2 protein-coding genes are annotated in these 1105 nt (G+C 43.1%); both read left to right on the top strand.

Annotated features, from left to right (window positions below):
* Window positions 1–224: 224 nt before the first annotated feature.
* Entirely contained in the window at window positions 225–509 is a 285-nt protein-coding gene (locus R7Q46_RS25125) for a putative quinol monooxygenase (protein WP_318077927.1), read from the top strand.
* A 105-nt stretch (window positions 510–614) separates the two neighbouring features.
* A partial coding sequence (locus tag R7Q46_RS25120) for a histidine phosphatase family protein (protein ID WP_318077926.1) occupies window positions 615–1105 on the top strand: 491 nt, incomplete at its 3' end.

Raw genomic sequence — 1105 nt, 5'->3', positions numbered from 1 at the left:
GTTCGCAAAAGTAAATCTCGTCACTCAAGTCGTGAGTTAAAAACCACGCTCTTTGTCCAGCAAGATCAGCTTGGAAAACCAATGATGATTGGTGGCGTGAACAACGAGGTGTTTACCCTCACGTTAAAATAATTAGGTAACCTTTCAATCCACATTAATGGTTTTAACGCATAACTTGTCGGTTATGCGTTTTTTGTAGATAGTAAAATAGCGATGGAGTCGTGATGTCTAAAGTCATATTAAAAGGATTTATATTGGTGCCTGAAGGGGAACTTGAAACGGTAAAAAGTGCGCTGCCTATTCATATGCGATTAACTAAAAGCGAGGCTGGGTGCCTTGTGTTTCAAGTGGTTGAAATCCCTGACAACCCGTTACGCTTTGATGTGTACGAAGAGTTTACAAATCGAGATGCGTTTGAGCACCATCAACTCCGAGTCAAAGATTCAGACTGGGGGCGGGTGACAGTGAATGTTGAGCGCCATTATGAAATTTTGGATGTTCAGGAATAATGAGGTGAGCCATTCTGTGTCAAAGTTGACTCAAATAGTGTTTTTTGCCCAGTTGGCGACTTTACGTTAGCTTACCTATTAATTTAAACCGTTTAAGGTAAAGAAATGACGAGAAGAATATTCGTATTGCGCCATGGTGAAACAGAGTTTAACGCAGATAAAAAGTTACAAGGACACTGTAACTCTTCACTGACATCTAAAGGTAGCGACCAAGCAAGGCGCGTCGGCACGACGCTCAAACAGTATGTTGAAAACCGTCCTTTCCGTGTCTACTCAAGTACGCTTGGGAGAGCACTGCAAACATCGCAAATCGTATGTGAAGAGCTTAACTACTCGTATGAAAACCTCAACAAAGAGCCTAGGCTAAAAGAGTTTTCTCTTGGTGAGTGGGAGCAAAGAACGATTCCCAGCTTAGAGCAAGAAATTCCCAACTTATTGGCTCAAAATGACTGGTATCTTCAAGCGCCAAACTGTGAAACTTATGAGTCGGTAAGGGAGCGTTTGTCCTGCTGGCTGAGTGATGTAACGCATGACGAAGACATTGTCGTGGTGAGCCATGGGCTAACAGGCATCGTGCTAAGAGGATTGCTGTTGGG

Source organism: Vibrio sp. 811 (assembly GCF_033339195.1).
Note: the sequence above shows the minus strand (reverse complement) of the source record. Positions and strands in the feature narration are given on the sequence as shown.